Origin of the sequence: Curtobacterium sp. MCBD17_032, assembly GCF_003234855.1 — a bacterium.
In the GTDB taxonomy this organism is placed as follows: Bacteria; Actinomycetota; Actinomycetes; order Actinomycetales; family Microbacteriaceae; genus Curtobacterium.
Genome location: NZ_QKTO01000005.1, coordinates 124955 through 148180, shown reverse-complemented (window position 1 = coordinate 148180; position 23226 = coordinate 124955). Strand labels below are relative to the sequence as shown.

23 protein-coding genes are annotated in these 23226 nt (G+C 74.4%); 13 read left to right on the top strand and 10 right to left on the bottom strand.

Annotation, left to right across the window (positions count from 1 at the left end; translation table 11 throughout):
- Positions 1–56 precede the first annotated feature (56 nt).
- The 3 genes from DEI91_RS09515 to DEI91_RS09505 are packed head-to-tail and all read left to right on the top strand — an operon-like array spanning position 57 to position 3276.
- Positions 57–1409 (top strand): sensor histidine kinase, encoded by a 1353-nt coding sequence (locus tag DEI91_RS09515; protein ID WP_181439548.1) that lies wholly within the window; start codon positions 57–59, stop codon positions 1407–1409.
- The gene (locus DEI91_RS09510; RefSeq protein ID WP_111052061.1) at positions 1397–2068 is read left to right on the top strand and encodes a response regulator transcription factor; all 672 of its coding nucleotides are present in this window, start codon (positions 1397–1399) and stop codon (positions 2066–2068) included. Before DEI91_RS09515 ends, DEI91_RS09510 begins: the two co-directional genes overlap by 13 nt.
- Before the next feature lie 26 nt (positions 2069–2094).
- Complete coding sequence (locus DEI91_RS09505) at positions 2095–3276, top strand: low temperature requirement protein A (RefSeq protein WP_258374371.1); 1182 nt, start codon at positions 2095–2097, stop codon at positions 3274–3276.
- Between the two features lie 71 nt (positions 3277–3347).
- Here DEI91_RS09505 and DEI91_RS09500 read toward each other — a convergent pair whose 3' ends face one another.
- Both DEI91_RS09500 and DEI91_RS09495 read right to left on the bottom strand, forming a co-directional pair.
- On the bottom strand, positions 3348–4532 hold the full coding sequence (locus DEI91_RS09500) for an APC family permease (RefSeq protein ID WP_375537679.1): 1185 nt from the start codon (positions 4530–4532) through the stop codon (positions 3348–3350).
- Positions 4533–4665: 133 nt separating this feature from the next.
- Positions 4666–5127: a BLUF domain-containing protein gene (locus tag DEI91_RS09495; RefSeq protein WP_146244257.1), complete on the bottom strand. Its 462-nt coding sequence runs from the start codon at positions 5125–5127 to the stop codon at positions 4666–4668.
- 116 nt (positions 5128–5243) lie between these two features.
- On the opposite strand from DEI91_RS09495, the gene DEI91_RS09490 reads away from it, so the two are divergent.
- From DEI91_RS09490 to DEI91_RS09475, 5 genes are all read left to right on the top strand, one after another.
- Positions 5244–7373 carry an acyltransferase family protein gene (locus tag DEI91_RS09490; RefSeq protein ID WP_111052059.1) on the top strand — a complete coding sequence of 710 codons (2130 nt, stop codon included), beginning with the start codon at positions 5244–5246 and terminating at the stop codon, positions 7371–7373.
- 24 nt (positions 7374–7397) lie between these two features.
- A complete protein-coding gene (locus DEI91_RS16260; protein ID WP_181439547.1) occupies positions 7398–8120 on the top strand; it encodes a hypothetical protein in 723 nt (240 codons plus the stop codon).
- Between the two features lie 10 nt (positions 8121–8130).
- On the top strand, positions 8131–9093 hold the full coding sequence (locus tag DEI91_RS09485) for an SDR family NAD(P)-dependent oxidoreductase (protein WP_181439546.1): 963 nt from the start codon (positions 8131–8133) through the stop codon (positions 9091–9093).
- Positions 9094–9188: 95 nt separating this feature from the next.
- Complete coding sequence (locus DEI91_RS09480; protein WP_111052057.1) at positions 9189–9839, top strand: copper resistance CopC family protein; 651 nt, start codon at positions 9189–9191, stop codon at positions 9837–9839.
- Between the two features lie 49 nt (positions 9840–9888).
- Positions 9889–10428 (top strand): phosphoribosyltransferase family protein, encoded by a 540-nt coding sequence (locus tag DEI91_RS09475; protein ID WP_111052056.1) that lies wholly within the window; start codon positions 9889–9891, stop codon positions 10426–10428.
- A 22-nt stretch (positions 10429–10450) separates the two neighbouring features.
- Here DEI91_RS09475 and DEI91_RS09470 read toward each other — a convergent pair whose 3' ends face one another.
- The 4 genes from DEI91_RS09470 to DEI91_RS09455 form a co-directional block, all read right to left on the bottom strand.
- A complete protein-coding gene (locus tag DEI91_RS09470; RefSeq protein WP_111052055.1) occupies positions 10451–11107 on the bottom strand; it encodes a hypothetical protein in 657 nt (218 codons plus the stop codon).
- Positions 11108–11204: 97 nt separating this feature from the next.
- Positions 11205–11630 carry a RidA family protein gene (locus DEI91_RS09465; RefSeq protein WP_111052054.1) on the bottom strand — a complete coding sequence of 142 codons (426 nt, stop codon included), beginning with the start codon at positions 11628–11630 and terminating at the stop codon, positions 11205–11207.
- The gene (locus DEI91_RS09460) at positions 11627–12052 is read right to left on the bottom strand and encodes an HIT family protein (protein WP_220038065.1); all 426 of its coding nucleotides are present in this window, start codon (positions 12050–12052) and stop codon (positions 11627–11629) included. Before DEI91_RS09460 ends, DEI91_RS09465 begins: the two co-directional genes overlap by 4 nt.
- Before the next feature lie 5 nt (positions 12053–12057).
- Positions 12058–12591: a heme-degrading domain-containing protein gene (locus tag DEI91_RS09455; protein ID WP_111052136.1), complete on the bottom strand. Its 534-nt coding sequence runs from the start codon at positions 12589–12591 to the stop codon at positions 12058–12060.
- A 236-nt stretch (positions 12592–12827) separates the two neighbouring features.
- Between DEI91_RS09455 and DEI91_RS09445 the strand changes: the two genes are divergently transcribed.
- The 4 genes from DEI91_RS09445 to DEI91_RS09430 all read left to right on the top strand — a co-directional run bounded on the left by DEI91_RS09445 (position 12828) and on the right by DEI91_RS09430 (position 18045).
- Positions 12828–14141 carry a reverse transcriptase family protein gene (locus tag DEI91_RS09445; protein WP_220038064.1) on the top strand — a complete coding sequence of 438 codons (1314 nt, stop codon included), beginning with the start codon at positions 12828–12830 and terminating at the stop codon, positions 14139–14141.
- Between the two features lie 144 nt (positions 14142–14285).
- Positions 14286–15539, top strand: coding sequence for an LLM class flavin-dependent oxidoreductase (locus DEI91_RS09440; protein WP_258374370.1), 1254 nt, complete (start codon positions 14286–14288; stop codon positions 15537–15539).
- Positions 15536–16897, top strand: coding sequence for an NtaA/DmoA family FMN-dependent monooxygenase (locus DEI91_RS09435; RefSeq protein WP_111052051.1), 1362 nt, complete (start codon positions 15536–15538; stop codon positions 16895–16897). Before DEI91_RS09440 ends, DEI91_RS09435 begins: the two co-directional genes overlap by 4 nt.
- Positions 16894–18045 carry an LLM class flavin-dependent oxidoreductase gene (locus tag DEI91_RS09430; protein WP_111052050.1) on the top strand — a complete coding sequence of 384 codons (1152 nt, stop codon included), beginning with the start codon at positions 16894–16896 and terminating at the stop codon, positions 18043–18045. Before DEI91_RS09435 ends, DEI91_RS09430 begins: the two co-directional genes overlap by 4 nt.
- Before the next feature lie 263 nt (positions 18046–18308).
- Here DEI91_RS09430 and DEI91_RS09425 read toward each other — a convergent pair whose 3' ends face one another.
- The 4 genes from DEI91_RS09425 to DEI91_RS09410 form a co-directional block, all read right to left on the bottom strand.
- Positions 18309–19328 carry a transporter substrate-binding domain-containing protein gene (locus DEI91_RS09425; protein WP_111052049.1) on the bottom strand — a complete coding sequence of 340 codons (1020 nt, stop codon included), beginning with the start codon at positions 19326–19328 and terminating at the stop codon, positions 18309–18311.
- Positions 19329–19381: 53 nt separating this feature from the next.
- The gene (locus DEI91_RS09420) at positions 19382–20155 is read right to left on the bottom strand and encodes an amino acid ABC transporter ATP-binding protein (RefSeq protein WP_111052048.1); all 774 of its coding nucleotides are present in this window, start codon (positions 20153–20155) and stop codon (positions 19382–19384) included.
- Positions 20152–21687: a GNAT family N-acetyltransferase gene (locus DEI91_RS09415; RefSeq protein ID WP_111052047.1), complete on the bottom strand. Its 1536-nt coding sequence runs from the start codon at positions 21685–21687 to the stop codon at positions 20152–20154. Before DEI91_RS09415 ends, DEI91_RS09420 begins: the two co-directional genes overlap by 4 nt.
- A 210-nt stretch (positions 21688–21897) precedes the next feature.
- Entirely contained in the window at positions 21898–22866 is a 969-nt protein-coding gene (locus tag DEI91_RS09410) for an acetylxylan esterase (RefSeq protein WP_258374369.1), read from the bottom strand.
- Positions 22867–22992: 126 nt separating this feature from the next.
- Between DEI91_RS09410 and DEI91_RS09405 the strand changes: the two genes are divergently transcribed.
- The gene (locus DEI91_RS09405; protein WP_110825412.1) at positions 22993–23187 is read left to right on the top strand and encodes a zinc transporter permease; all 195 of its coding nucleotides are present in this window, start codon (positions 22993–22995) and stop codon (positions 23185–23187) included.
- The last annotated feature ends 39 nt before the right edge of the window (positions 23188–23226 follow it).

Sequence of the window (23226 nt, the reverse complement as noted above, 5' to 3'; positions counted from 1 at the left end):
GTCGCCGGACACGGAGACCCTGGCGGTGCTCCGACTCCGCGCCCTACCGTGGGCGGGTGACGAGCACGGACCGGACCGACCGCCCGACCAGCACGGGCACCGCGGTCCGCCCGACCGCGGCGTCGTCGACCGGGACCGACCGCTCGACGAAGCCCACCTGGGCCGTCCCACCGTGGACGTTCCTCCTGTCGGCCACCCCGTGGCGAGCGCTGGTCGACGTGACCCTCACCGCGGTGCTCGGCCTCGTCGTCGTCGCTCCCGTCACCGCGACCTGGTTCCTCGCACCGGTCTGGGCCGTCGCGATCGCGCGGGTGGGCCGCCGCCTGCCGGTCGTCCTCGGACTGCCCCGCATCCCCGACCCGCGGTCGTCCGGACGGGACCGCCCCACCACCGTCCGCGGACGGTTGCGGGACCCGCTCGCATGGAGCGAACTCGGCTACCTGCCCCTGTTCCTCCTGGTCGCCGCGATCGGCTTCGCGCTGGTCGTCCTGCTGCTCGTCGCCGGCAGCGTCGCCGTGGCGGCCGCCACCGGGGCCCGCCCACCCGCTGACGACGTCATCCGCACCTGGCTCGACGGCCTCCGGCTCGACCCGACCGCAGAACTGGCGGGTGCCGTCGTCGCGGCCGTCGTGCTGCTGTACGCGGTCACCGCCCTCGCGACGGCCCACGACCTGGCCGCACGGGCACTCCTCGCCGACCGGACCGGCGAACTCGAACACCGTGTCGAGGAGCTCACCGACTCGCGACGGGCGCTCCTCGACGGGTTCGACGCCGAGCGGCGCCGCATCGAACGCGACCTGCACGACGGTGCCCAGCAGCAGCTCACGGTCCTGTCGATGAACATCGGCCTGCTCTCGGTCGACCTCGACGCCGCCGAGCGGGACGGCCCCGACCTCGACGCACTGCGGGCAGCCCTCGACCGCATCAGCGGCAACGTCGACGACGCCGTCGGCGCCCTGCGCGCCACCATCCGCGGCATCCACCCCCGCGTCCTCGTCGACCACGGACTCGGGGCGGCCGTCGACGAGCTCGCCGCGCGCTCGCCGCTGTCCGTCCACGTCGCCGTCGACCTGCCCGACCGGCCGCCCGCACGGGTCGAGACCGCCGCGTACTTCGTCGTCAGCGAGGCGCTCACGAACGCCGGCCGACACAGCGGGGCCACCACGGTGCGGGTGACCGCCCGGACGGCCGACGACCGGTTCCGGCTCGAGGTCACGGACGACGGCGTCGGGGGAGCGGTGGCCGTACCCGGCAGTGGACTGGACGGCCTCCGGGAACGTGCGGCCGTGCTCGGCGGGACGTTCCACGTCGACAGTCCCCCCGGCGGCCCGACCGTCCTGCGGTTCGACGTGCCGGTGCACCGGGACGACGCGCGGGACCGTCCCGACGTGGTTCGATGGCGCCCGTGAAGATCTTCGTGGCCGAGGACGCCGTGCTCCTCCGGGAGGGCCTCGTCAGCCTGCTGGAACGCTCCGGTCACACCGTGGTCGGCACCGCGGGAGACGCCCGCGGACTGGTCCGGGGCGTGACGGCGCTCGCCGCGGCGGGGGAGGCGCCCGACCTGGTGCTCACCGACGTCCGGATGCCGCCGGACGGCACCGACGACGGTCTGCGGGCCGCGATCGCGCTCCGTCGCGCACACCCGGACCTGCCCGTCGTCGTGCTGTCGCAGGTGGTCGCCGACGCGTACGTGCAGGACCTGCTCGACGACGGACACGGTGGGGTCGGGTACCTGCTCAAGGACCGCGTCGGCAAGGTCGCCGCCTTCCTCCGGTCGCTCGAGACGGTGGCGGACGGCGGTGTCGTCGTCGACCCGGACGTGGTGCGGCACCTCACGCGGAGCCGGACCGCCGACAGTCCACTGGCCCGGCTCACCGCGCGCGAGACCACGGTGCTCGGCCTCATGGCCGAGGGCGCCTCGAACGCCGACGTCGCACGCGAGCTGCACCTGTCGGACGCCGCCGTCGCGAAGCACGTCGGCAACGTCTTCACGAAGCTCGACCTGGCACCGGACGACGCGAACCGCCGCGTCCGCGCCGTGCTCACCTACCTGCGTGAGAAGCGCTGACGTGCCCACGACCGAGGAGGCGTGACGTGACGACGATCGGCCTGCGGCGGATGGTCCCCCGCGACCCGACCCAGCGGCACCGCGCCGCGAGCCCCCTGGAGCTGCTGTTCGACCTCGTGTTCGTGGTCGCGGTCGGCCTCGCGGCGACGAACCTGCACGAGATCGAGGCGGAGGGCGAGGTGACGTCGGCCGTCCTGTCGTACGGCCTGGTGTTCTTCTCGATCTGGTGGGCGTGGATGAACTTCACGTGGTTCGCCACCTCGTTCGACACCGACGACTGGTTGTACCGGGTGACGACGGTGGTCCAGATGGCCGGGGTGCTCGTCCTCGCCGCCGGGGTGCACGCCGTGATGGTCGACGGCGACTTCACGGTCGGGATCACCGGCTACGTGATCATGCGGCTGGCACTGGTCGCACAGTGGACCCGGGCCGCGATCTCGTCGACGCGGTTCCGTCCGAGCGCGATCCGGTACGCCGTGGGCGTCACCGCCGTGCAGGTCCTCTGGGTGGCGTCGCTCGCGCTGCCTCACGACGTGCGACCGTTCGCGGCGCCGGTGCTCATCCTCGGCGAGCTGCTCGTGCCGGTCTGGGTGGAGTCGCGGTCGGAGACGACACCGTGGCACACCCACCACCTCGCCGAGCGGTACTCGCTGTTCACGCTCATCGTCCTCGGTGAGGGGCTGCTCGCCTCGGCGAACGCCGTGATCGACGCCCTCGAGCACACCGAGCACCTCGGCTCCCTGCTCACCCTCGCGGCGTGCGGGCTCGTGATCACCGTCGGGATGTGGTGGATCTACTTCTCGCGGGAACAGCACGACCACATCCGGGACCTGCGGTCCGCGCTCGTGTTCGGGTACGGGCACTACCTCGTCTTCGCGGCCGCCGGGGCGTTGCCGGCCGGCATCGAGGTCGCGGTGCTCGCCGACGACGGACGGGTGCACCTCGGCTCCGCCGCGGTCGCCGCGACCGTCGCCGTCCCGGTGGCGTCGTTCGTGCTCGCCATCTGGGCGCTCGCCATCCGCCCGTCCCTGCCGCGCGGGGCCAACACGGCCGTCGTCGTCCTGTCGGTCGCGGTGCTCGCCTCGATCGCGGTCCCGGCGGTCTCGTTGCCGGGGACCGCCCTGCTCGTCGTCGCCGTCGTCGTGACGCTCGAGGTGGCCTCTCCGCGGGGCGCCCGGGCGCAGCGCGTACCCGTCGCCGCGCACTGACGCACCGACGTCCGCACCCGCCGGCGGCGCCCGTCGGCCGGAGGTCCGCGGGCATGGTGCGGCAGTCGTCCTCAGCGCGCCCGCGACCGCGCGAGCGCGAGCCGTCCGGCGCGGTACGCCAGGCCGACCGACGTCACGACGAGCCCGCCGACGATCGAGGCGGGCGGCAGTGCGGCGACGAGGACGACGCACCCGACCGCGCCGACGACGGCCAGGAGGCGCGGGTACCGCCGGTCCTGCCGCTCCTGCGTCCACGCGGCCACGTTCGCCACGAAGTAGTACAGCAGGACGCCGAAGGACGAGAAGCCGATCGCGCCGCGCAGGTCCGTCACCGCGACGAGCACGCACACGGCGAGCCCGAGGGCGAGTTCCGCCCGCGCCGGGACCTGCCAGCGCGGGTGCACGGCGGCGAACCACCCGGGCAGGTCCCGGTTCCGCGCCATCGCGAGGCTGGTGCGGCCGACCCCGGCGATCATCGCGAGCAGCGCACCGAGGGACGCGGCCGCCGCGCCGACCTGGACGACGACGCCGGGCCAGGGGAGCCCGGCCGTGTCGACGACGGACCGGAGCGGGGCGGCGGAGGAGGCCGTGCCTCCCGGCCCGAGCGCGTGCACCGCGGCGACCGCGACGAGCGCGTAGACGACGAGCGTGATCGACAGCGCCGTCACCACGGCACGCGGGATGGTGCGCGCGGGGTCGACCACCTCTTCGCCGAGCGTGGCGATGCGGGCGTAGCCGGCGAAGGCGAAGAACAGGAAGCCGGCGGCCTGCAGGACGCCGAGCGGCGCCGCCGGTGTTCCCGGTGCGGCCGCCGTCGGTCCGGTGGTGGTCGTGCCGATGACCACCACCACGGTCAGCGCGACGAGGGACACGACCACGAGCACCCGCGTGAGCAGCGCCGTGCGCGTGATGCCGAACGCGTTCACCACCGTGAGCACGACGACCGCGGCGATCGCGACCGGCCGCTGCCACGGTTCCGGCACGACGTAGGCGGCGAAGGTGGTCGCCATCGCTGCCGAGCTGGCGGTCTTGCCGATGACGAACCCCCACCCGGCTGTGAAGCCGGCCCAGGCCCCGAGGCGTTCCCGCCCGGACACGTACGCGCCGCCGGAGGTGGGGTACCGGGCGGCGAGTTGCGCGGACGAGGTGGCGTTGCAGAAGGCGACGACACCAGCGAGGACGAGGGCGAGGAACAGGCCCGTCCCGGCAGCGGCGGCCGCGGGGGCGAACGCCGCGAACACGCCGGCGCCGATCATCGAGCCGAGGCCGATCGTGACGGCGTCGGACAGCCGGAGACGACGGGCCAGGGGTCCGGTCGCGGGAGCGGGGTGCACGTCCGTCACCGTGGCACACCGAGGTGAACTCGGGGCGACCGGACGCGTCGGACGGTCAGGCGGCGTGACGTCCCAGTGAGACGGCCTCGAGCGGCGTGTCCTGCAGCTGCCGGCCGCGGAACCAGCGGAGCAGCCAGTCCGCCGGGGACCCGGCCAGCCCCGCCGGCAGCCCACCGCGGCGCTGCAGGAAGTCGCTGAAGCCCGGCTCGTCCCGGACCTCGGCGTCGGAGGGGTTGCCGAAGGCCATCGACCACCCGTCGAAGCGGCGGGTGTCGACCTCCTCGCGGCTGAGCGAACGGACGTCCGTGTGCCGCGGGTCGCGCTGGATGGCACCGAAGCGGTCCTCGACGCTCCACGCCGGGCCCTCGAGGACCTGCATGAAGCGGCCCTCCTTGGCGACGAGGAGCCCGGAGACGCCGAGTGCGTCGTTCTTCAGGCGGGCGTCCCGCAGCAGGTCGACGAGCTGCGCGTCGGTGAGGTCGTCGACGGCGACGGACATGTAGACGAGGGAGAGCATCGCTTCACCCTCGTGCACGACCTCCGGAGAGGTCAACCGGGCGTCTGCCGGATCGCCGGATCCCGCACCGGACCGCGTCGCCTGCCGTTCACCCGCGCTGCCTACCGTCGCCGGTGATGCCCTCGCCGCAGTCCGGACCCTTCCGCACCGACGTCCACGCGATCCGCGCCCTGGCCGTCGTGCTCGTGGTCGTGTACCACCTCGACGCCGGGGTGCTCCGCGGCGGGTTCGTCGGGGTCGACGCCTTCTTCGTGGTGTCGGGGTTCCTGATCACCGGGCAACTCGTCCGCGAGCTCCGGCACCGCGGCGGCGTCGACCTGCCCGCGTTCTGGGCGCGACGGGCTCGGCGGCTCGTCCCCTCGGCGCTCGTCGTCCTCACGGTCACCGGGGTCGCCGCCGTCCTGCTCTCCCCGCGGGAGGACTGGCCCACCCTCGGCCTGCACCTCGCCGCGAGCGCGGTCTCCGTCGAGAACTGGGCCCTCGCCGCGTCGCGCACGGACTACCTGGCCGCGGGCAGCCCGTCGACGCCGTTCGAGCACTTCTGGTCGCTCGGGGTCGAGGAGCAGTTCTACCTGCTCTGGCCGCTGCTGCTGCTCGCCGGGTGGTCGGCCGGCGGACGGCACCGGCTGCGGTCGTCGAGGACCGTCGCGGCGGTCGTCGTCACGGTGGTCGCGGCCTCCCTCGTGTGCTCGGTGGTGCTCACCGCGACCGACCCGGCCCCCGCCTACTCGTGGCCGCACACCCGCGCGTGGGAGTTCGGCGTCGGGGCGCTGCTCGCGCTCGCGCCGGCACCCGGTCCGGCGTCCGGGAGGGTGTGGGTCCGGACCGGTCTCGCCGCCACCGGGTGGCTCGGTCTGGTCGCCTGCGCGGTGGTGCTCCACCCCGACGTGCCGTACCCCGGCACCGCAGCCGTCCTGCCCGTCGCCGCCACCGCGCTCGTCATCGCGACCCGCGTCGACACCGGCGTCCTCGCCCGCCTCGCCGTGCTGCCGCCCGTCCGCTGGCTCGGCCGGGTCTCCTACCCGCTGTACCTCTGGCACTGGCCCGTCGTCCTCCTCCTGCCGCGCGCCCTCGAACGGGCGGGGGTGGCGGACGTGCCGACGCCCGTCCCCGCGGCCGCGGTGGTCCTCCTGTCCGCGGGACTCGCGCACGGCACCGCCGTCCTCGTGGAACGTCCGGTGACGGCCGGGAGGCTCGCCCGCCTCCGCCCACGGGTCACCTTCGCCGTCGTGGCGGCGGGCACGGCCCTGGTGCTGCTCGCGCCGGCCGCCGGGTGGACGGTGCTGACCGGTCAGCTCCGCGAGGACCGTGCACTCGCCGCCGAGCTCGGCGGTGGCGCCAGGTCTTCTCCCGGGGCGACCTCCGGTCCGGTGCCGGGCTCCTGCTGGGGATCGGCCGCCATCGCCCCGGGGAGCGGGTGCCTCGTCGGCGGAGACCCCGACCGGGGGACCACCCCGTCGACCATGACCGGCGCGTACGACATCGACCCCACGTGGGACGACTGCCAGGCGGAGGCGACCGCGGCCCGGAGCTGCGTCGTCGGGGTCCGCGGGGGCACCCGGGTCGCGCTCGTGGGTGACTCGCACGCGCACCAGTGGTCCTCGGCCCTCGTCGCCCTCGCGGAGCGACGGGGGTGGGAACTGCACCTCGTGGTCAAGGGCGGGTGCGAGTTCTCCCACGTCGTGTGGTCCGACGTCTCCGATGCCGAGCGCGACCGGTGTCGGGCGTGGAACGACGCCGTCGACCGGTCGTTGGCGGCGGGAGCCCCCTACGACCTCGTGTTCACCTCGTCCCGGGCCGACCTGCGGGGCACCCCCGGAGGTCCCGACCCGGCGCGGCGCGCGCTCGAGGGGTACCGGGCCTCCTGGCAGCCCCTCGTCGCGCGAGGGACCACCGTCGTCGCGATCCCGGACACCCCGGCCGCGGGCAGCGGTGTCCAGCGCTGTGTCGACGCGCACCCCGACGCGCGGCGGGCGTGCCGGATCAGCACGGGTCGGGCCTTCGCCGCCGGGGACCGACTCGTCGACGCCGCGCGGGCGACACCGGGCGTGGTCGTCACCGACATGACGCCGTGGTTCTGCACGGACGGGTCCTGCCCGGCGGTGATCGGCAACGTGCTCGTCTACCGGGACTCGCAGCACCTGACGCGCACGTACGTGTCGACCCTCGTCGGGCCGCTCGGCCGGACCGTGGACCGGGCGCTCGACCGGGTCGCGCCGGACCGTGCAGGGCCACCGGACGGATGACGGCGTCCGTGCCACGCTCGACCTGTGGAGACGAAGCCGACCGCGGACGAACGCGAACCCTGGGTCCGACGACTCCGCGACGGGCAGGCGCCTCCTGTCCTGCGGATCGTCACCGCCCTCCTCGTGCTGTCCGCGACGGGGGCACTGACGCTCTGGCTCGAGGCGCTGCACCCGGAGTGGGTGCGGCGTACCCACGGCGACGGTGGACGAGGCAGCAGCATCGTCTTCGTGCCGCTCGTCCTCCTGCTCTGCGGGATGGTGGGAGCGGTCGTCGCCTGGCTGGTGTCCCGGCAGGACCGGAGGACGCTGCAGCGCATCCGGGAAGCCGGCGTCGACGTCGCCTTCCACCTCCCGGTCGCGACGACGTCGACGATGGCCGCCGAGCAGTTCGCCGAGCCGGAGCCGGTGATCTGGACGGTGGACGACGTCGGGCTGCACGGCTGGGGTCCGGACCACCGCGGCCCGGTGCACGAGCTGCCCTGGGCGAAGACCCGGCGCATCGATGTCGCGACGCGCAGGTGGCGGGGTCAGGACGCGGACTACGGCATCCGCATCGACACCGATCACGGGCACGTGGTCCTGGAACCGCGGAGCGGGCTCTGCCGCCCCTCCCGGGCCGGCCAGGACGGGCTGGCCGTGCTCACGCGCGTGCTCCGCGCACTCCGGGACCGCGCGGCTCCGCTCCCCGGTGCCGGGGGAGCGACGGGGGACACGCCGCTGGGCGCCCCGGCAGCGCCGACCGGGTAGGGAGGAGCCCATGGGTTCACGATTCCGCGGCAAGGTCGTCGTCATCACCGGAGCATCGAGCGGCATCGGCCGGGCTGCTGCGCACGAGTTCGCGAAGCAGGGCGCCACGCTCGTCCTCGCGGCGCGCGGCGAGCAGAGCCTGGAGGAAGCCGCCGCCGAGTGCCGGAAGCTGGGCGCCGAAGCGATCGCCATCCCCACCGACGTCGCCGACGAGCGTCAGGTGAACGACCTCGTCGGCACCGTCACCAGCCGCTTCGGCCGCATCGACGTCTTCGTCGGCAACGCCGCGCTGTTCGTCTACGGCCTGTTCGAGCAGACCCCGACCGAGGCGTTCAAGCGCGTCGTCGACACGAACCTGCACGGTCACGTCCACGCCGTGAAGGCGCTCCTGCCGCACTGGAAGCAGCGTGGTGAGGGCACGTACGTCCTCGTCGGCTCGATCCAGTCGCTGCTGTCCGCGCCGTACCAGTCGGCCTACGTGACGAGCAAGCACGCGGCCCTCGGGCTCATGGACGTGCTCGCCGACGAGCACCTGGGCACGCGCATCCGCTTCGGCGCCGTCCTGCCGTCGACGATCGACACCCCGATCTACCAGAACGGCGCGAACTACACCGAGAAGGCGTCGCACCCGCTGCCGCCGACCGTCTCCGTGCAGCGCGCCGCGAAGGCCGTCGTCGCCGAGGCCCTGCACCCGAAGCGCAACCGCTACGTCGGGCGCATCCAGGCCGCACTCGTGCCGGCCGAGTTCATCGTGCCGTGGCTGTTCCACCGCATCACCCGTCCGGCCGTCGAGGTCTTCGCCCTCCGCGGGGAGCAGGCGCCCACCGACGGGAACCTCTACGCGCCGACCGACGCCGGCAACGCCACCGACGGCGGCTGGGTCGCGAAGCGGCGTCGCGTGACGCGGCCGCTGGTCTGGCTCGGCGTCGCCGGTGTCGCCGTGCTCTTCCTGCGGGGCGGCTCGCGTCGCTGACGCGTCCCGATGACGGACGGGAGGCCCGGTGCCAGCTGGTACCGGGCCTCCCGTCCGTCCGTCGGGCGGACACCTCGGCCCCGTAGAGTCCTCATGTGCCACGGACCGGACGCAGCAGCTCATCCTCCCGTCGCGTCGGAGGCACCGCCCTCGCGCTGACGCTCGCCGTCGCGGCGGCGGTCGGCGGTCTGCTCGGTGCCGCGCCCGCCGCGGCGCACTCGGCGCTCACCGGCAGCACCCCCGCGGACGGCGCCACCGTCACGACGGCACTGCGGCAGGTCGACCTGACCTTCAGTGAGGCGCCGCTCGCGGGACTCGATGCGGGCCTCCGCATCGAGGTGCGCGACCAGAGCGGCCAGGACGAGTCAACGGGCGAGGTCCGCGTCGACGGGACGACGATGTCGAAGCGCGTCGCCCTGTCGGCCGGCCCGCACACCGTGCTGTGGCGGTACGTCTCGCCGGACGGCCACCCGATCGACGGGCAGCTCACGTTCACGGTCGAGGCCGTGCCGGTCACGTCGAGCACGCCCGCTCCCGTCGCCCCGCCGAGCGCGACCGCGAGCCGGGAGACCGAACTCCGGTCGGAGGCGTCCGTCACCGCGACGCCGAGCCCTGCTGCCGCCACGGATCCGCGCGCGACCGGCCCGGGAGCACCCGCACTCCCGTGGGCGCTCGGCGGTGTGCTGCTCGTCGTCGCCGCTGTCGTCCTCGTCGTCCGGCGCCGCTCCGGACAGGCCGGCGGGTGAGTCGCGGCGTGGGCAGGGTCCGCCGCGGGCTCGCCCGGAAGGTCGTGTCGTGACGAGGGACGAGGACGCCGTCGAGCGCGCTCGGCGGGCGGTGCTGCGCCGCTTCCGCTGGCTCGACGGTGACGCGGACACCTGGTCGGTGCTCGCTGATCCGGACGCTCTCGCAGCGGTCGTCGCGGGGCTCGCGGCACTCGTCGCGGAGGACCGCGCGGACCTCGTCCTCGGCATCGAGGCGCGCGGCTTCGTGCTCGGGCCGGCCGTGGCCCTGGCGCTCGGCGTCGGGTTCGTCCCGGTCCGGAAGGACGGTGCCCTGTTCCCGGGTCCGCTCGTGCGTCACGTCACCGACCCCGACTACCGCGGACGCCGCTGGACGCTCGCCACCAGACGGGACCTCGTCCGCCCGGGACAGCGGGTGGTGCTCGTCGACGACTGGATCGAGACGGGCGGGCAGGCGACGGCCGCTGCGGCGCTCGTCGACGCGTGCGGCGGGACACTCGTCAGCGTCGCGGTCGTCGTCGACGAGGCGTCAGCGGCTGCGCGGGACGCGCTACCGCCGATCCGGCACCTGGTCCGGGCCGCCGACCTCTGAGGAACTGCTGGCACGCGCCGGGTCAGTTCGCCAGGTCGTCCAGCCAGTTCGACCGCAGCCGGAGCGCCCGCTCGATGCTCCCCGCAACCGTCGCGACACCGGCGGCGATGTTGACCGCGAGGGGGATCTCGATCGCCAGTTCGAATGCCCCGACCGCCTGCTGGACGGGCGGGATCGCCGTGATCCCCTCGAGCAGCTGCGGCACGGCGAGGCCGACACCCGCCAGCACGACCAGGGTCGACGTCGTCCCGATCGCCCGGCTCAGTCCGGGGCGCTCGGCCGCCAAGCGGGCTCGGCGGCCCTCGGCGCTCCCGGCCAGCGGCGTCAACTGGTGCACGGCACCCGTGGCGGCGACGAAGTGACACCGGCGCAGTCCGAAGGTGCCGACGGCGACCTCGATGTGGCCGCCGGGGACCGGGAACCGCGCCGGGAGCGATGCGAGGGACAGCAGCCGGCCGTCCCGGTACAGCCGGGCACGGACGGCGCCGTCGTCACGGTCGCCCAGGTGGTCCACATCGACCGTGTAGGTCGCCGTGGTCGTGGTGCCGGGGTCGCTCAGGTCGATCTGGAACAACGACCGGGTCGCCACCTGCCACCACCGCAGCGGCGGGAGCGGCTCCCCGTTGCCCTTCCGGACGCGCCGTTCGCGTCGGCGGTCGCGCCACCCCTCGGTCCCCATCGGCCCCCGCCTCCGCCCGTGGCGCTCTCCGCGGCGCCGCCACCGGTGTCGGCCACGCGACTGCGAACCGACCGGCGCGACCAGTGTCGCAGGCCGGTCAGTGTGCGTCGAGGACCACGGCCACCGCCTCCACCTCGACCAGCTGGTCGTCGTAGCCGAGGACGGTGACGCCGAGCAGGGTGCTCGGCACGTCGTGGTCGCCGAACGCGTCGCGGACGACACGCCACGCGGTGACCAGGTCCGCTCGGCGAGCCGACGCCACGAGCACGCGGGTGCTGATGACGTCCGTCATGCGCGCCCCGGCGTCGGTCAGCGCCTGCTGCAAGTTCGCGACGCACTGCGCAGCCTGTGCCGCGTGGTCGCCCGGGGCGACGGTCGCTCCGTCCGCGTCGAGCGGGCACGACCCGGCGAGGAAGACGAGCCGGGCATCAGCCGGCGCTGTGGCGGCGTGCGCGTACTCAGCCGGGCTGAGCACGCTGGACTGGATCAGTTCGACCGCGGTGGGTCGTCCGGTGGCCGTCACTCGAACATCTCCGCGAGCAGCGCCGACGGGTCCCCGTCCACCACGTGCGCGGACCGCTGCTCCGGCCAGCGGAGCACACCGTCGTCCGGCCAGCACGGCACGACGTGCAGGTGCAGGTGCGGCACGCTCTGCCCGGCGTCCGCCCCGGTCGCGCTGAGCACGATGACGCCCGTGGCACCGAGGGCGGCCCGCATCGCGCGGCCGACCCGTTGTGCGAGCAACGTCGTCGCCCGCAGCGCGTCCGGAGGGACGTCGAGGAGGCCCGTGGCGTGCTCCCGCGGGACGACCAGCGTGTGTCCCGGCGCGAGTTCCGACTCCGGGAGCGGCCGGAACGCGACCGCGTCCGGCTCCCGCTCGATCCAGACGGTGTCCGGGTCGTCCGTCGCGATGATCCGGCAGAAGACGCAGTCGTCGGGGTCCACCGTCCTCACGGGCGCGACGCCCGGTGTGCCCGGAGCGCCTCGACGACGAGCGCGTGGTCGTCGTGCATCTCGAGGCCGCTGACGCCGACGGCGCCGATGAGCGACCCGCGCACGACGAGCGGGAAGCCCCCGCCCGCGGCCTGGTACTGCCGGGGGTCCAGCGCCGCGGCCTCGTCGAACGTCGAGCCGCCGACCTCGTACTGCGTCCGCACCGCGAGCGTGGAGTGGGCGAAGTGCCGCACCACCCGGAACTTCCGTTCCAACCAGGCGTCGTTCACCGCGCCGGAGCCCGGGGTCGCCGCGTGGAACACCCGCTGTTCACCGAACGACACCGCGAACCCGACGCCGAGCCCGCGCTCCAGGGCGGTCGCCCGCAACCAGGAGCCCACCGCCCAGGCGTCGTCGAGGTCGAACGAGTCGTGGTCGAGTTCGCGTTCCTCCGCGAGCAGGACGGCGAGCTTCTGCTCGGTCCCGAGTTCGCGGTACCGGGCACCGGTGGTGGTTCCGGTGGTGTCGGTGGTTCCGGTGGTGTCGGGCATGGTGCTCCTCACGGGGACGGCGGTGTCGCTCGTCACGGTAGCGCGATCCTCCGTATGGTGAGCACGTGGAGTTCCCGGGGGAGGCGGACGGCGCGCGCGACGCGTCGGCCTCTCCGGGGTCACCCCGGGGTACGCAGGACCAGCAGCACCACACGCCCCGAGAGGCTCGGCGCGCTCCGCGCGCGCGACCTCACGGAGGCACCGACAGGTCCCCCGGGAACCCCACGCCCGTCGAGGTGGTCGCGACCGCCCTCGCGGACGCCTTCCTCGCCGCCGACGCCTGGGACACCGGTCCGCTCACGGCCGCGGGCTTCGACGTCGTCGGACCGGAGCGCGCGTACGTGGGCCACGCCGTCCGCACCGCGCTCGAGACGTACCCACGGCCTCCCGTCGACGCGCCCCGGCAGCTCGCGGCGGTGATCGCGGCGTCACCGCAGCTGGTGCGACTGCACCGCACACGGTCCACCCGCCATCCGGTCCGGGTGCTGCTGCGGCGGGCGGTCCCGGTGCGCGCGGCGCCGCGGGTGTCGAGCCGCCTGCTCGTCGACACCCTGCCCGAGCTCGCCCGCGAACTGGACCTGACGGTCGGCCGGCTCCTGTGGCTCGCCGACACGCGCGGGTGGAACCGCCGATCCGGCTCCGCCAGCCCGCTGCACCACCACCGGCACGAGTGGGTCCGCCGCCCGGAGCGCACGCCGCGCCTGCTCGAGAAACCGTTGGACATGCTCCGCCGGACGCAACGGACGGTCCTCGACGAACTCCTGGCGGTCCTGCCGGTGCACGACGCGGCACACGGCTTCGTCCCCGGCCGCAGCGTGGTCTCCGGCGCCGCGCTGCACGTCGGGCAACGCGTCGTCATCACCGCCGACCTCACCAGCTTCTTCGCGAGCGTCCGCGCACGGTCCGTGTACGGGGTGTTCCGGGCGGCCGGGTTCGCGGAACCCCTCGCCCACGTCCTCACCGGTCTCTGCACCCACCGGGTCCCGACCCACGTGCTCGCCGCGATGCCGCCCGGCGGGGACGTCGACGAGCGGGCTGCCCTCCGCCGCGCCCTCGCCGACGCGCACCTGCCCCAGGGGGCGCCGACCTCCCCGGCGCTCGCGAACACCGTGCTGCGGCACCTCGATGCCCGCCTCGCCGGGTGGGCCGACGCCGCCGGTGCCGTCTACACCCGGTACGCCGACGACCTCACCTTCAGCGGCGACGACCGTCTCGCGCGGCGCGCCGACGCCTTCCTCCGGGGTGTCGACCGCATGGTCACCGACCAGGGCCTCCGGCTCAACGCCCGCAAGACCCGGGTCCGACCCGCGAGCGTCCGCCAGAGCGTCACCGGCGTCGTCGTCAACGACCGCACCGCTCCCGGCCGCCGCGAGGTCGACCGCCTCCACGCCGTCCTCCACAACTGCGCCGAGCACGGACCGGAGTCACAGAACCGGTCAGGTCATCCGGACTTCCGGGCACACCTCCTCGGCCGTATCGGCTGGGTCGAGCAGACCAACCCCGGACGAGCCGACCGTCTCCGCCGGGAGTTCGTCCGCATCACCTGGTGATGAAGCCCCGTCACCCCCCGCGTGACGGACGGACGCCGGACGTCATCCGACGCAACACCCCGTCACGGACCGCAACCCACGCCCCGGCTCGGCGTCCGTCGCCGTAGCGTCGACGCACGCCCGATGCCCCGCATCCCGCACGCCGTGACCACTGACAGAGCCGAGGAACCCGTGCCCGACCGCATCACCCTCGTCACCGCACTGCAGGGCGCCGGATGGCACCCGGCAGCCTGGCGGACCGACCCGGTCGCCGCGCGACGCCTCCCGACCCTGCAGCACTGGCGCGACGTCGTCGGGGAGCAGGACCGCCTCGGCGTCGACGCCGTCACGCTCGAGGACTCCTTCGCCGCCGGCCCCGTGGACGCGACCGGTGACCTCGACACCAGCACGGTCGTCGGCCGCCTCGACGCACTGCTCGTCGCCGCCGCCGTCGCACCGGCCACCCGCCAGATCGGCCTCGTCCCGACCGTCTCGGTGACCCACACCGAACCGTTCCACGTCGCGACGGCCCTCCAGACCCTCGACCACGTGTCGACCGGCCGGGCCGGGTGGCGACTGCAGGTGAGTCCCACCGCCCGCGAGGCCGCGCTCTTCGGCCGCCGGACCCTGCCCGACGGGGCACCGGGACCGGGCTCGGTCGAGCCGCTGCTCGACGAGGCGCGCGAGGTGGCCGAGGTCGTCGCACGTCTCTGGGACAGCTGGGACGACGACGCCGTCATCCGCGACGTCGCCACCGGCCGCTTCATCGACCGCGACCGCATCCACGACGCCCGGTTCCGGGGCTCGTACCTGTCGGTGCACGGCGCGTCGATCGTCCCGCGGTCCCCGCAGGGTCGGCCGCCGGTCCTCGCACTGGCGCACCGCGAGGACACGGCTCGGTTCGCGGTCGACGCGGCGGACGTCGTGCTCGTCACGCCCGGCGCGGGCGGCCTGGAGGACCGGGGCGCGCTGGCCGTGGTGCGGGACGCCGAGCAGGCGGCCGGATCGGACCGGGAGCGCCCGGTGCTCGCGGACCTCGCGGTGCTCATCGGGTCGTCTTCGGCGGAGGCGGCGGACGCGCTCGCAGCGCTCGACGCGGCGGCGGGAACCGTGGCGGCGGGGCCTGCGGCAGCGGGTCCCCCCTGGTCGGACGCCGCCGTGCTCGCGACCACCGTGCCGGAACTCGTGTCCCGCATCGGCGACCTCCGTGCCCTCGGGTACGCCGGCGTCCGACTGCGCCCGCTGCGGATCCCGCTCGACAGCACCGCCGTCGCCCGACAGCTCGTCCCCGCGCTCGTCGCCGCCGGGCTCCGCGCGGACGTCGCCTCGCGCCCCGTCGCCGACCTGCGGACGCGGTTCGGGCTGGGACCCGCGGTCAGCCGGTACGCCACCACGACACCCGAGGGGGTCCCCGCATGAGCACGAAGCGACAGGTGCACCTGGCCGCCCACTTCCCGGGCGTCAACAACACCACGGTCTGGAGCGACGACCGCGCGGAGAGCCAGATCGCGTTCTCGTCGTTCGAGCACTTCGCGCGGAACGCCGAGCGGGGCCGGTTCGACTTCCTGTTCCTCGCCGAGGGGCTGCGGCTCCGCGAGCAGAAGGGCCGCGTGCACGACCTCGACGTCGTCGGTCGTCCGAACACGCTGGCCGTCCTGGCCGCCCTCGCCGGGGTGACGTCCCACATCGGGCTCGTCGGCACGCTGTCGGCGACGTTCAACGAGCCGGTCGAGCTCGCGAAGCAGCTCGCCACGCTCGACCACCTCACCGAGGGCCGCGCCGGGTGGAACGTCGTGACGAGCTCGGACGCCTTCCACGGTGCCAACTTCCGACGCGGGGGCTTCCTCGACCACGCGGACCGGTACACGCGCGCCGCCGAGTTCGTCGAGCTCGCCCGCGAGCTGTGGGACTCGTGGCAGCCGGACGCCGTCGTCGCGGACGCAGCCGGCGTGTACGCGGAGCGCTCCCGCATCCGGGACGTCGACCACCACGGCCCGCAGTTCGACGTCACCGGCACGTTCCCGGTGCCGCGCAGCCCGCAGCGTCACCCCGTGCTCGTGCAGGCCGGCGACTCCGACGAGGGCCGCGACCTCGCCGCCGCGCAGGCCGAGGTCGTCTTCTCGCTGCACACCGAGTTCGAGGACGCCCGCCGGTTCTCCGACGACCTCGCTGCCCGGCTGGCCCGGGTCGGGCGCTCCCGGGACGAGCTGCTCGTCCTGCCCGGCGCGACCTTCACGCTCGGCGACACCCGGGCGGAGGCCGAGGAACGGTCCCGGGCGATCCGCCGGGCGCAGGTCAGCCCGGCGACCGCGATCGCGTTCCTCGAGCAGGTCTGGAACCGGGACCTGTCGTCCTACGACGTCGACGGACCGCTGCCCGAGGTCGAACCCGACGTCGACGCGGACACGATCACCCGCGGCAGGGTCCGGCACGTCCGGGACCCTCGGGCGGTCGTGCAGACGTGGCGTGAGCAGGCCGCGGCGGACCGGCTGTCCATCCGGGAGCTCGTCATCCGGGTGTCGACGCGGGGCGGCTTCGTCGGCACGCCGTCGAGCATCGCCGCCGAGATCGACCGGTACGTGCAGGAACGGGCGACCGACGGGTTCGTCGTCGTCCCGCACACGAACCCGTACGGCCTGGACGAGTTCGTCGACAGCGTCGTCCCACTGCTGCAGGAGCGCGGTGTGTACCGGGAGCAGTACGAGGACGGGGCGACCCTGCGCGAGACCCTCGGGCTGTCCGGGCGGGTCCGTGACCGCCAGGGGGTGCTCGCATGAGCGGCGTCGACCGCGGGGCGCCGGTGCCGCTCTCGGTGCTCGACCTCGTCCCCGTACGCAGCGGTTCGTCCGCCACGGCGGCCCTGCACGAGACGGTCGACCTCGCCGTCGTCACCGAGCGCGCCGGCTACGCCCGGTACTGGCTCGCCGAGCACCACCTCAACCCGGGCGTCGCGGGCAGCGCACCGACCGTCGTCATGGGTGCCGTCGCCGGTGCCACCACGTCGATCCGGGTCGGCAGCGCAGCGACCCTGGTCGGGAACGTCCGCGGACTGCAGATCGCCGAGACCTTCGGCACCCTCACCGGGCTGTACGGGCCGCGGTTCGACCTCGGTCTCGGCCGCTCGGGCGCACCCGCTCCGGGCACGCCGAAGCCGCCCGCGCTCGCCCCGCGCGCCGACACCGAGGTGGACGGGCTGCTCCTGCCCGCGCCCTTCGACCTCCGCATCGCCCCCGGGAGCCGGTTCGCCCTGCAGGGGGAGCTCCTCGGCCGCGTACCCGGCGACGTCGACCGGTTCGAGGACGAACTCGCCCTGGTCCGTGCCCTCTTCGCCGGCACCTGGGAGCGTGACGGCACCGTCGTCGAGGCGCCACCGGCGACCGGTGCGGACGTCGAGCTCTGGGTCCACGGTTCGACCGGCGGCGAGAGCGCCCGGATCGCGGGGGCGCTCGGTCTGCCCTACGGCGCGAACTACCACTCCACACCCGGCACCGTCCTGGCGTCCGTCGAGGCGTACCGCGCGGCCTTCCGCCCCGGCGTGCTCGACGAGCCGTACGTCATCGTGTCCGCGGACGTCGTCGTCGGCCGCTCGACCGCCGAGGCCGAGGAACTCGCGCACGGCTACGGGCAGTGGGTGCACTCGATCCGGTCCGGCATCGGCGCGATCGCGTACCCGACGCCGGACGAGGCCCGCGCGGCCCCGCTCGACGCAGCCGCCGCCGAGTCCGTCCGCGACCGCATCGCCGCCCGCTTCGTCGGGGACGCCGGGCACGTCGCGGACCGACTCGAGGTGCTCCGCCGGGTCACCGGGGCGGACGAGCTCCTCGTCACGACGATCACGCACGAGCACGCCGCACGGGTGCGTTCCTACGAGCTGCTCGCCGCCGAGTGGGCCCGCCGCACCGCCGAGGCGGTCGTCGTCGCCTGAGGCCCGGCGTCGCTGAGACCTGGCGTCGCCTGGAGCCCGGCGCGCCGCGCCGCGTGACCCGGGTCGCGCCCGCTCGTGCGGGGCGCGGTCCTGCCGCCGGACGGGAGGCTCGGTACCGGCGCACACCGCGCCTCCCGTCCGGCGGCGTGCGTCGCGGCGGGGACCGCCGGCCCGTCGCCACTGCGCGGACGACCGCGGCAACGCACGACGCGCCGCCCACCGGGGAGGTGAGCGGCGCGTCGTGCCAGCGCGGGAGCCGTGCGTCAGCTGTTGTCGAGCGGCAGTCCCTCGGGGTTGACCTCCGAGTGCTCGACGGCCTCGTTCGACAGGCCGTACGCCCGCAGCCACTCCGCGTAGTTCCCGTCCTCGATGAGCTCGTCGAGGGCGTCCGCGATCGGCTCCGCGAGACCGCTGCCCTTCTTCGTCGTCGCCGCGATGAGACCCTGCAGGCCCGCCCCGGCTCCGGAGTACGTGCCCGCCGTCTTCGTCGGGTGCGCCCCACCCGCGCTCTGCCTGTTCTGGTACGCGATCGTCGGGTTCGGGCCGAAGTACCCGTCGATCTTCCCCGAGTCGAGGGCCAGCTTCACGGCGTTGCCGTCCGGGTAGTACTTGACCGTGACGGTCTTCCCGTCGGCCGCGAGCTGCTCCTGCCACTCGAGCAGGATCTTCTCCTGGTTCGTGCCCGAGCTCACGGCGATCGTCTCCCCGGCGAGGACGGACGGGTCGCCGTCGAAGGACAGGTCGCTGTCGGCCGGTACCTGCAGGGCCAGCTCGTCCTGCCGGTAGGACGCGAAGTCGTACTTCTCCTTGCGCTGCTCGGTCACGGTGATGTTCGAGAACCCGGCGTCGAACTTGCCGCCGTCGATGCCGACGAAGAGGTTGTCCCAGGTCGCGTTCGACACCTCCGCCCGGAGCCCGAGCTTCGCGGCGACGAGGCGGCCGAGGTCCGGCTCCGAGCCGGTGAGCGTCTTCTGGTCGTCCCCGGTGAAGGCGAGCGGCGGGAACCCGGCGGGCAGGGCCCCGACGCCGATGACGAGCTTCCCCGAGGCCTTCACGTCGGCGGGGAGGGCATCGTGCAGGGCGGGGTCGGCCGCGACGTCGAGCGTGGTCTCGGTCGCGGCACCGTTCGCGGCGGCGCCGATCGTGACCGAGCCGTCGTCCGCGCCGGCGGGGTCGGCCGCGGCGTTCGCTGAGCAGCCGGCGAGTGCGACGACGACGCCGGCCGCGAGGACGAGGACGCCGGCACGGTGCCGCCGGCGGAGGGAGACGGGGTTCGAGGACATGGTGCTCCAGACGAGGGGATCGGGTGGGGACTGGGTGTGGGAGAGCCGCGCGGTCAGCGCACGCGGGCGAGGAAGTCGCGGGTGCGCGGGTGTGCCGGCGCATCGATGACCTGCGACGGCGGTCCCTGTTCGACGACGCGGCCGCGGTCGAGGAACACGACGTGGTCGGCGACCTCGCGGGCGAAGGCGACCTCGTGCGTGACGACGACGAGCGTGGTGCCGGACCGGGCGAGGTCCGCGATGACGGACAGCACCTCGCCGACGAGCTCCGGATCGAGCGCAGACGTCGGCTCGTCGAGCAGCACCACCGAGGGCGCGAGCGCGAGCGCCCGGGCGATGGCGACGCGCTGCTGCTGGCCGCCGGACAGCTGCCGTGGTCGGCTGTCCGCGCGGTCGCCGAGCCCGACCCGGTCGAGGAGCTGTCTGCCGCGTGCCCGGGCAGCGTCGGCTGGGACCCCGGCGGCGACCGGCCCCTCGACGACGTTCTCGAGCGCGGTGAGGTGCGGGAACAGGTTGAAGTGCTGGAACACGAACCCGATCCGGGAGCGCTGCCGCAGGATGATCCGTTCGGGCAGCTCCTCGAGGCGTTCACGGCCGTCGCGGCCGCGACGGACGCGGACCCCGACCGGTTCGCCGCCGATGGTGACGACGCCGCGGTCGAGCGGCTCCAGGTGGTTGATCGCGCGGAGGAGTGTCGACTTGCCGGACCCGGAGGGTCCGAGCACCGCCGTCACGCTCCCGGCGGGCAGGTCGAGGTCGACGCCGTCGACGACGACGTGGTCGCCGAACGCCTTCACGGCACTCTGGACGGAGACGGCGGCGGTCATCGGGTGCTCCTGACGGCGGTCGTTGCGGCGGACGGGTCGGACGCCGTGGTCGCGGGACGGGTGGCGGCGGTGCGGCGGGCAGCCCGCAGCGCGGCACCAACCCGCTGCCAGGGGGTCGGCGGCAGCTCGCGCACCGAGCCACGGGCCGTCCACCGCTCGACGTGGTACTGCACGACCGACACGGCGCTGGTGAGTGCGAGGTACCAGAGTGTCGCGACGACGAGCAGCGGGATGACGTCCGTCGGGTAGGTGCTCGACAGGTTCTGCACCACCCCGAACAGGTCGAGCAGCGAGACGTAGAACAGCAGCGAGGACGCCTTGAGCAGCCCGATCAGCTGGTTGACGAACGCCGGCACGATCGAGCGGAGGGCCTGGGGCAGGACGATCCGCAGGAACTGTCGGTGACGGGGGAGTCCGAGCGCCTGCGCCGCCTCACGCTGCCCGGTGTCGACGGCGAGGACCCCGGCGCGGACGATCTCCGACGCGTAGGCGATCTCGCTGAGGCTCAGCGCGAGCACCCCGATCGCCAGGTCGCCGAGCAGGTCGGTCGTCGGCACGGTGAACTGCGGCCCGAAAGGGATCCCGACGCCGATCGACGGGTACAGCGAGCCGAGGTTGTAGAGGAAGACGAGCACGAGGATGAGCGGCACCGACCGGAACAGCCAGACGTAGCCCCAGGCGAGCCCGGACAACACCGGGTTCGGCGACATCCGGGCGACCGCGACGAGGACTCCACCGGCGAAGCTGATCACCGCACTCAACGCGGTCGCGACGAGGGTCAGCTGCAGTCCGGTGAGGATCGCCGGGCTGAACAGCCACGTCCCGACACGGGGCCACCCCCAGGACGGGTTGGTGAACAGCGTCTGCACCAGGTTCAGCACGAGCACGAGGACGACCGCGGCGGCGAGCCACCGCAGCGGGTGCCGGAGCGGCACGACGGGCCGGTCGAGCGCGGCGCGCCCCGCCAGGACGACGTCCGGGTCGGTCCCGGGACGGGAGGCCCGCTCCGCCTCCGCCTCGTCGAGCACCTTCTCGAAGGGGTGGATCCCGATCGCCTCCGGCGGCCGTCCGCGGTCGAACCGGGGGGTGTACCCGGAGCGGAGGTAGAGCCGGACCGCCTCGGGCTGCCGCGGCCCGGTGGTCAGGTGGACGCGGCGGAACCCACGGCGGCGGGCTTCTGCCTCGAGTTCGGCGACGACGAGCCCGGCGAGCCCCCGTCCACGTGCGGCCGGCGCGGTCCAGATGCGCTTGAGCTCGACGGTCTCCGCGTCGTACGGCTTGAACGCGCCGCCGGCGACGAGCTGGTCGTCCTCGAACAGCAGGACGAAGGCACCGCGGGGGGCGACGAAGTCCTCCGCCGGCCAACGCCGGAGCTCGACCGACGCCGGCTCGTCGGAGGAGTCGCCGTACCGGGTGTCGTACTCGTGTTCCAGGTCGGCGAGCAGCGGGGCGACGGCAGGGTCGTCGGGGTGCACCGTGCGGAACACGAGCGCGCGGGAAGAGGCGGTGTGCGCCGGGGCCGTGTCGGTCATCGGTGTCCCTCACGTCGGTGACCCGGCCGGCGGGTGCCGGTCGGTGGCCCGACGGTACGAGGGCTCCGCCCCGCTCACAACGGAGGACGAAACACGGCGGCACACTCCGCAACACGGCGCTACACGGCGCAACGCAGCGTCACATCGTGGCCCTCCCCGGTGACCGAGCCGGTGCTCGCCCGCTGGCCGGTCGCCGTGGTCGCATCGGTGTCAGCCGAACAGCTCCCGGAGTCGCGGCAGTGTGTCGGCGTCCTCGTGCGCCCCGCCGCCCTCGTGGCCGTTGTACTCCCAGACGGTGATCTCCTTCGGGCCAGCCCAGGCGTTGTAGGCCGCGTAGACGGTCGAGGGCGGGCAGATCGGGTCCATCAGCGCGACCGAGAACCACGCGGGTGCGGTCGCGCGGGCCGCGTGCAGGACGCCGTCGAAGTACGCGAGCGTGCCGAACACCTGCTCCGTGGCGGTGCGGTGCGTCGCCAGGTAGTCGACGACCTCGTGGTACGGGTACGCGTCGGTGATCTGCGTGGCGTGCCGGTGGTCGCAGAGGAACGGCACGCGGGGGAACACCCCGGCCAGTCCCTCCACCAGGCCGGCGACGGCGATCGCCATCCCGCCGCCCTGGCTGCCGCCGAGCACCGCGACCCGCCCGCCGTCGACGAGGTCGATGTCGCGGACGGCGTCGACGGCGCGGACCGCGTCGGTGGTCAGGCGCCGGTAGTAGTAGGTGTCGGGCGACTCGATGCCGCGGGTCATCACGCCGGGGATCGCCGGTCCGCTGCCGTCCGGGTCCGGGGTGTCGCCGGTCGCCCAACCGGAGCCCTGGCCGCGGGTGTCCATGAGCAGGTGCGCGACGCCCGACGACGCCCAGAGCAGGCGTTCGGTCGGCAGGCCGCGTCCACCGCCGTAGCCGAGGTACTCCACGACGGCGGGGAGCGGAGCGTCGGCGCTGCTGCCCGCGGGGACCGTCAGCCACGCGGCGACCCGCTGCCCGTCCCAGCCGGCGAACGACACGTCGTAGGTGTCGACGGTCGTGAGGCCGGTGTCGACGCGCTCGGTCCGTACGGCGACGGGGTGTTCCCGCGCTGCCGCGAGGGTACGTCGCCAGAAGTCGTCGAAGTCGTCCGGTTCGGCGACGCTGCCGCGGTACGAGGTGAGGTCCGGTCCGGTGATGTCGGTGTACACGGTCCGACCCTGGCACGGCACGGCGTCCCGGGGAAGGTCCGACGGGTCTGCCGGTCCGCCGGCGGACATCGGGGGGACGAGCCCGTACGGTGGCCATGAGAACCGATCTCACGAAAGGACGGCACCATGACCGACACGACCGACCCCACCGTCGACGGACCCGCGGAGGGCGAGCACCGCGTCGCCGAACACGGCGTCGAGGAGCACGACCACGAGCGCGACGGCGGCGAGCACGAGACCGTCGAGCACGACGACCACGTCGACTTCGTCCACGACGGGCACCGTCACGCCCGTCACGAGGACCACTACGACGAGCACTGACACCCGCTGGCGCGGGGTCCCCGGACGGGAGGCGCGGTG